Raw genomic sequence first — 6,883 nt, forward strand, 5'->3', positions numbered from 1 at the left:
CCTGGTACGCGGCCCGGTCCGGACCGGCCGCCGGAGCCCGGGGCCGGCGCGGAGGCGGACCGGGCGTTCCCGCCGTCCGTCCGGGACCCGGCCCCGCAGACGGACCAGCGGCGGGACGAGCTCCTCGCCGAGGCGGTGCGCCGGGCGCTGGGGACGACCGGGGTGTACGGAGTGATGGTGTACCTGCGCTCGCGGGACCGCCGCTCGCTGGTGCTGCGCACGATCGCGGGCGTGCCGCTGGCGGTGATGAGCCCGTTCCGGCGGGTGGCCGCCGCCGGCCCGCTGCCGGTCGCGGTCTGCTTCCGGACCGGGCACGTGATCACCCTGACCGACACCGAGGACACCATGCGGCGCTTCCCGCAGCTCGCGGTCGGCCTGCCGTACGACGTCGCCTCCGTCTGCGTGCCGGTGGCGCACGGCGAGGAGCGCTTCGGCGTGCTGAGCGGGCTGTGGCCCACCTCGGACGACGGGCTTCCGGAGCCGGCCGCCCGGCAGCTGGCCGAAGCGGCCGCCCGACTGGGCGAGCAGCTGGCCGAGCTGGCCGGGACCGGGCAGTCGGTGGAGCCGGGCGGCGAGGTGGCCGTGGTGGAGCTGCCGCCGCCGTCGTCGGTACCGACCACCCGGGTCGGGCTGTTCGACTGGGACGTGGCCACCGGGGCGCTCGCCGCCGACGAGCAGTTCCGGGAGATCTTCGGTTTCGGGCCGGGCGAGTTCGACGGCACGGTGGCCGCGCTGAACCGCCGGGTCGCCCCCGGTGACCTGCCGGCGTTCCGGGCCGCCGCCCGCGTCGCGCTGGAGCGCGGCGAGGTGCTGGCCGCCCGGGTCCGGGTGCTCGGGCCGGAGGGCCTGCCGTACCCGGTGGAGCTGTGGGCCCGGGTGCCCGTGGCGATCTCCGACGGCCGGACCCACCTGATCGGCGCGGTGCTGGACGTGCGCGACCTGACCGCCGCCGCGGCCGCCGTCGAGCGGCTGCAGGAGGGCGTGCTCTCGCTCGACCCCGACGGCCGGATCGGCTACGCCAACCGCGCCACCGAACCGCTGCTCCGGGCCCGCCGCGAGGACCTGCTCGGCCGCCACCCCTGGGACGTGCTGCCCTGGCTCGCCGACCCGGTCTACGAGAACCGCTACCGCGCCGCCCTGTTCTCCCAGCGGCCCACCGCCTTCCTGGCCGCCCGCCCGCCGGACGGCTGGCTCGCCTTCTCGCTCTACCCGGACCCGCACGGCGTCACCGCCCGGGTGGTCGCGGCCGAGCCGCCGCCGGGCGCCGCCGAACCGCCCGCCACCCCGCCGCCCGCCGGCCGCACCGGGGTCGGCGGCACCCACCACCTGCTCCAGCTGGCCAGCGCCCTCACCGAGGCGGTCACCGTGCGGGACGTCTGCCGGGCGGTGGCCGAGGAGGTCCTGCCGTCCTTCGGCGGCCAGGAGCTCGCCATCTACGCGGTGCGCGACCAGCAGCTGCACCTGCTCTCCCAGGCCGGCTACCCCGACGGCTTCCTGGAGGCCTTCGAGGGCACCCCGATCGACGCCCGGGTGCCCGGCGCGGAGACGCTCAGCACCGGCACCCCGGTCTTCTTCGAGTCGGTGCGCGAACTCGCCGCCACCTACCCCGGCCTGGCCCTGGACGAGATGGGCGCCTGGGCCTTCCTGCCGCTGATCGCCTCCGGCCGTCCGGTCGGCACCTGCATCATCGGCTTCGACCGGCCGCGCCCGTTCACCGTGGAGGAGCGTGGCCTGCTCACCGCGCTCGGCGGCTTCATCGCCCAGGCCCTGGAGCGCGCCCGGCTGTACGACGCCGAGTTCGTGCTGGCCCGCGGCCTGCAGCAGGCACTGCTCCCGCACCGGCTGCCCGAGGTGCCCGGCATCCGGATCACCGCCCGCTACCTGCCCGGCACCCAGGGCATGGAGATCGGCGGCGACTGGTACGACGCGATCGTCACCGGCGGGGACGTCACCCTGGTGATCGGCGACGTCGAGGGCCACAGCGTCGGCGCGGCCGCCACGATGGGGCAGCTGCGCAGCGCCGTGCGCGCCTTCGCCTCCGGCGGCGACCCGCCCGACGCGGTGCTCGCCCGCACCAACCGGCTGCTGCTCGACCTCGACCCCGGGCTGCTCGCCAGCTGCTGCCTGGTCCGGCTGACCCCGGCCGTCGGACTCGCCCGGATCGCCCGGGCCGGACACCTCCCGCCGGTGCTGCGTCACCCCGGCGGGCGGGCCGAGGCGCTGTACGTCCCGGGCGGTCCGCTGCTCGGGGTGGACGACCTGGCCGAATACCCGGTCAGCGACCTGCGGCTGGGCAGCGGGGCGGTGCTCGCCCTCTACACCGACGGACTGGTCGAGGACCCCGCGGTGGCGATCGACCGGGGCGTGGACCGGCTGCGGGCGGCGCTGGCCCGGGCCGCGGCGGGGGAGGGGCTGGAGCAGGCGGCCGAGCGGCTGCTGCGCGAGGTCGGGTCGACCCGCCGGGTGGACGACGTGGCGCTGCTGCTCACGGCCTTCGGCTGAGCGGCCGGCGGGCGGGTGGTCCGGCGGGCGGTCCGCCGGGCCGACCAGGCGACTTTCGTCGGCGGGGGCCGCGACGAAGGAGGACGGCGGGCGCCCCGGCCGGACCGATAGCCTCGACGCGTGGAAGCGATCGCGCGGGCCTGGAACACGGTGGTACGGACGGCGCTGCCAGGGCCCTGGCGGCCCCGGCGGGTGGTGGGCGAGGCGGTGGCCGCCCTGCTGATGGGCGGGTTCGCCGCGCTGTTGGAGCTGCTCGCCAACACCGGCCTGGCACTGCCCCTCGGCCTCGCCGTCGCGGTGCTGTGGGTGCTGCGCAAGGGTCTGCCGGCCACCGTGCTGCTCGCCGCCGCGGCCCTGGCCGGCTGGTCGATCGGACCGATGCCGCTGCTGGTGTGCGCGGGCTGGACGGCCGGCGCGCGGATCCGCCGGGTCTGGTCGCTGGTCGGCGCCTTCGTCGTGGGCTGGGTGCTGTTCACGGTGACGGGTGCGGTGAAGGACGTCGCCTCGCTCTCGCCGAAGCTGGTGCTGTCGCTGTCGCTCGGCTTCTTCCTCGTGATCGCCGTGCTGCCGGCGCTCTACGGCCGCTACCGGGCGCAGCGCCGCGCCCTGCTGGACGCGCTGCGCGAGCGCAACGAGCAGCTGCTGCGCGAGCGGGTCATGGTGGTGCACCAGGCGCGGCTGCGCGAGCGGCACCGGATCGCCCAGGACATGCACGACAGCCTGGGCCACCAGCTGGCGCTGATCTCGGTGCACTCCGGTGCGCTGGAGGTGGACCGGACGCTCACCGACCGGCAGCGCGAGGCGGTCGGGGTGCTGCGGCAGGCGGCGGTCGCGGCGATGCGCGAGCTGCGCGAGGTGGTCGGGGTGCTGCACGACGAGTCGACGGCGCTGCCGCCCACCGCCGGGACGGCCGCCGCCGGCCCGCCGGCCCGGGGCGGGGTGGACGGGATCGGCGGCCTGGTGGAGTCCTCCCGGGCGGCCGGGGCGGAGGTCGACCTCACCCTGGAGGGCGGGCGGCGTCCGTTGTCGGCGGCCGTCGACCACGCGGCGTACCGGATCGTGCAGGAGGCGCTCACCAACGCGCACAAGCACGCCCCGGGCGCGCCGATCGCCGTCGCGCTGCGGTACGAGCCGGACGCGCTGGTGGTGGAGGTGAGCAACACCCGCGCGCCGGAGCTCGTGGGCGCACGCGGCGGCGGGGGCGCGGCGGTCAGCGGCGGTCAGGGGCTGACCGGCCTGCGGGAGCGCGCGAGGCTGGTCGGCGGCATGGTGCACGCCGGGCCCACGCCGGAGCAGGGCTTCCGGTTGGCGGCCGTGCTCCCGTACGAGGGAGCGGAACAGGACGCGGCGGCGGCGACGGGCGGGGCCGAGGACTGGATGCTGGACGGCCCGCCGCCCGTCGAGGAGCCGGAGCGCGGGCGGCGCAGCCCGGCGATGGGCTGCGCGCTCGGGGTGGTCGCGGTCGCGCTGATCGTGCTCGGCCTGGTGGTCTGGGGCGTGATCGCCTTCGTCCGGGGCACCAACGACGCGACCGTGCAGAAGCCGATGTACGACCAGATCAGGGTCGGCACCGCCGAGGCCGAGGTGCTGCAGACGCTGCCGCGCGGCAACAACTTCTTCACCGACACCTATAAGGGGACGGGGCCCGAGGTGCCGGCGGGCGCGCACTGCCGCTGGTTCGTCCTGAACGGTGCGCCCGGCGCCGGCTGGAACGAGGAGCACGTGGCGCGATTCTGCTTCCGGGACGGGGCGTTGGTGGAGAAGCAGGAGTACGTCGCCAGGGGCTGAGTGCCCCCGTGCGCGGGCGGGTGCCCCGGCGGGGTGGGCCGGGCCGGTTTCGGAGCACGGTGGTCCGGATCGGGGTGGTTCGGAGCGGTCCCGCCGGGATGTGAGGATGGTGCCGCAGCCGAAGCACTGTTCGAGGGGAATGACCAGCGTGATCCGAGTCCTCGTCGCCGACGACGAGCCGCTGATCCGGGCCGGGATCAGGATGATCCTCGGCTCCGCCGCCGACATCGAGGTGGTCGCGGAGGCCGCCGACGGGCGCGAGGCGTTGGAGCTCGCGCGGGCGCACCGGGTGGACGTGGTGCTGCTGGACATTCAGATGCCGGTGATGGACGGGCTGACGGCGCTCGGGGAGCTGGCGAGGGTCGCCCCCGGCGCGCGGGCCCTGATCCTCACCACCTTCGGAGAGCGCGAGAACGTCCTGCGCGCCGTGACCGAGGGTGGTGCCGGCTTCCTGCTCAAGGACACCGCGCCGAACGAGCTGATCCAGGCCGTCCGGGCGGCGGCGGGCGGCAACGCCTTCCTCTCGCCGGCCGCCACCCGGCACATCGTCGACTCGCTGGCCTCCGGCCGCAGTGCCTCGCTGGCCGCCCGCGCGGTGGCGGCGCGGCGCCGGCTGGAGGTGCTCACCCCGCGCGAGCTGGAGGTGCTGGCGCTGCTCGGAGAGGGTCTGTCCAATGCCGACGCGGGGGCGCGGATCCACATGAGCGAGGCGACGGTGAAGACCTACGTCAGCCGGATCCTGGCCAAGCTGGGCTGCGAGAACCGGGTCCAGGCGGCGTTGTTGGCCCGGGACGCGGAGCTCGACGGCCGTCACTGAGAGTCCCTTTTCGATCGCGGTGCGTGTCGGGCGTGACGGATGCCACTCGGCGGCGGCGCGGAACCGGGAACTCCGGACCGGATGGTGACGGTGCGTCAGCCGACGATTCCTCCGTGTGGATGGCGTGTGAGCTTTCTCGGAGGGATAGGTGTGAGCGAGGGCACGGATTTCGATCATTCGATCTTGAAAATTCGGTCAAAAGTATTCAAATCAGGCGCAACTTCTTGATCAATACCGCCGGTAACAGTCAACTGACCTGCGACGTCCAAGAATTGCTTGCTGCGTCCGGGTGATGCCCCCTAGCTTCATTGGCGGCGCAACGAGCGCCACCCGGGTCCACCCCGACGCACTGCCCGCCGACTGACCAGCGGCGCGAGGGCGGTGCCCGCCGACGAGGCCGGCTCCAACAGGCCGTCGGCGTGCGGAGGTGACCGGGGCGGCACGGCACGTCCGACACGTGTCCGGCCGCCCGTCGAGTGAGGTGAGCGAAAAACTGCCGGCCCATGTCCCGGGCCTGGTTCCGCATGCCCACCCGGGACTTGTCGAGAGGACCTGTATGAATCCCCGTCACGAGACCGCCGCTGCCACCGACACCACCGCCACCCCCAAGCGCCACCGCGTTCGGATGGCGATCGTCGCGGGCGCCGCCGTCGCGGCCCTGCCGGTGGCCGGCCTCGTCACGGCCACCTCGGCCTCCGCCGCTACCGCCTCCACCTGGGACGCCGTCGCCCAGTGCGAGAGCGGCGGGAACTGGAGCATCAGCACCGGCAACGGCTTCCACGGCGGACTGCAGTTCTCCCCGTCCACCTGGGCCGCGTACGGCGGGACCGCGTACGCCTCCCAGGCCAACAAGGCGAGCAGGGCGCAGCAGATCGCCGTCGCGGAGAAGGTCCTCGCCTCGCAGGGCCCGGGCGCCTGGCCCGTCTGCTCGCAGAAGGCGGGCCTGGGCAGGGGCGGCGCCCCGGCCGCCGTCGATACCTCGGGCGGCGCGGAGGCCAAGCCGGCCGCGAAGGCGGCCAAGCCCGCCAAGCCCGCCGCCGCGCCCGCGGCCAAGCCCGCCAAGCCCGCCGCCCCCAAGGCCGCCGCCGCGCAGCAGGCGCCCCAGGGGCAGCCCTCGGCCAAGCCCGCGCAGTCCGCGCCGGTCGCGCCGAAGAACACCGCCGCGGGCGGCTACACCGTCAGGAGCGGTGACACCCTGAGCGAGATCGCGGCCACGTTCGGAACCGACACGGACAGCCTCTACCGGAAGAACGTGCGCACCATCGGTGGCGACCCGGACCTGATCTTCCCGGGCCAGACGCTGACGGTCTGACCCTTCGACGGGAGGCCGCCCGGCGGGGAGCCACCCGGCGGAGCCTTGCCGACCGGCCGGAGCGGCCGCCCTGGACGGGGTGGCCGCTCCGGCCGGTTCCGGTGCGTTCGCGGGCCGTTAACGGCCCGTTACGGGCCGCTGCGGGCCCTGGCAGGCCCTTGCGGGGCCCGTCCTCCGCGTGCGGTCGGCCGTCGCGCCCCTCGCCGGTAGGGTCGGCCGATGGTCCGACTGATCGACGACAGTGAGCTCACCGCCTCCCCGGTGGTGGCCAACAGCACGATGAACCGCGAGCGCGGGCTCACCGGGGTGAACAGCTACGCCCGCGAGCTCGGTTTCGACCCGCTCGCCTGGCTGGCGGAGCGCGGGGGTGCGACGCCGGGATGGCTGGACCTGTGCAGCGGTGAGGGCCGGGCGCTGCTGGCGGCGGCCCGGAGCCGGACCCCGGGGGCGGTCGTGGAGCTGAC

At 75.4% G+C, this 6,883-nt stretch carries 4 protein-coding genes and 1 pseudogene; all 5 read left to right on the plus strand.

The annotated features are described in order from the left end of the window. Positions 1-2,502: SpoIIE family protein phosphatase (locus tag ACIQOV_RS19925; protein WP_401050143.1), on the plus strand; the 2,502-nt coding region annotated here is incomplete at its 5' end. A gap of 120 nt (positions 2,503-2,622) precedes the next feature. Next, positions 2,623-4,290 carry a sensor histidine kinase gene (locus ACIQOV_RS19930; RefSeq protein ID WP_401050144.1) on the plus strand — a complete coding sequence of 556 codons (1,668 nt, stop codon included), beginning with the start codon at positions 2,623-2,625 and terminating at the stop codon, positions 4,288-4,290. Positions 4,291-4,438: 148 nt separating this feature from the next. Further along, positions 4,439-5,107, plus strand: a complete 669-nt coding sequence (locus tag ACIQOV_RS19935) for a response regulator (protein WP_387693569.1) — start codon at positions 4,439-4,441, stop codon at positions 5,105-5,107. A gap of 556 nt (positions 5,108-5,663) precedes the next feature. Then, on the plus strand, positions 5,664-6,419 hold the full coding sequence (locus ACIQOV_RS19940; protein WP_401050148.1) for a transglycosylase family protein: 756 nt from the start codon (positions 5,664-5,666) through the stop codon (positions 6,417-6,419). A gap of 219 nt (positions 6,420-6,638) precedes the next feature. Continuing rightward, a pseudogene (locus tag ACIQOV_RS19945) lies at positions 6,639-6,883 on the plus strand (SAM-dependent methyltransferase); the annotation flags it as partial.

The organism is Kitasatospora sp. NPDC091257 (genome assembly GCF_044757675.1).
GTDB lineage: Bacteria > Actinomycetota > Actinomycetes > Streptomycetales > Streptomycetaceae > Kitasatospora > Kitasatospora lactacystinica.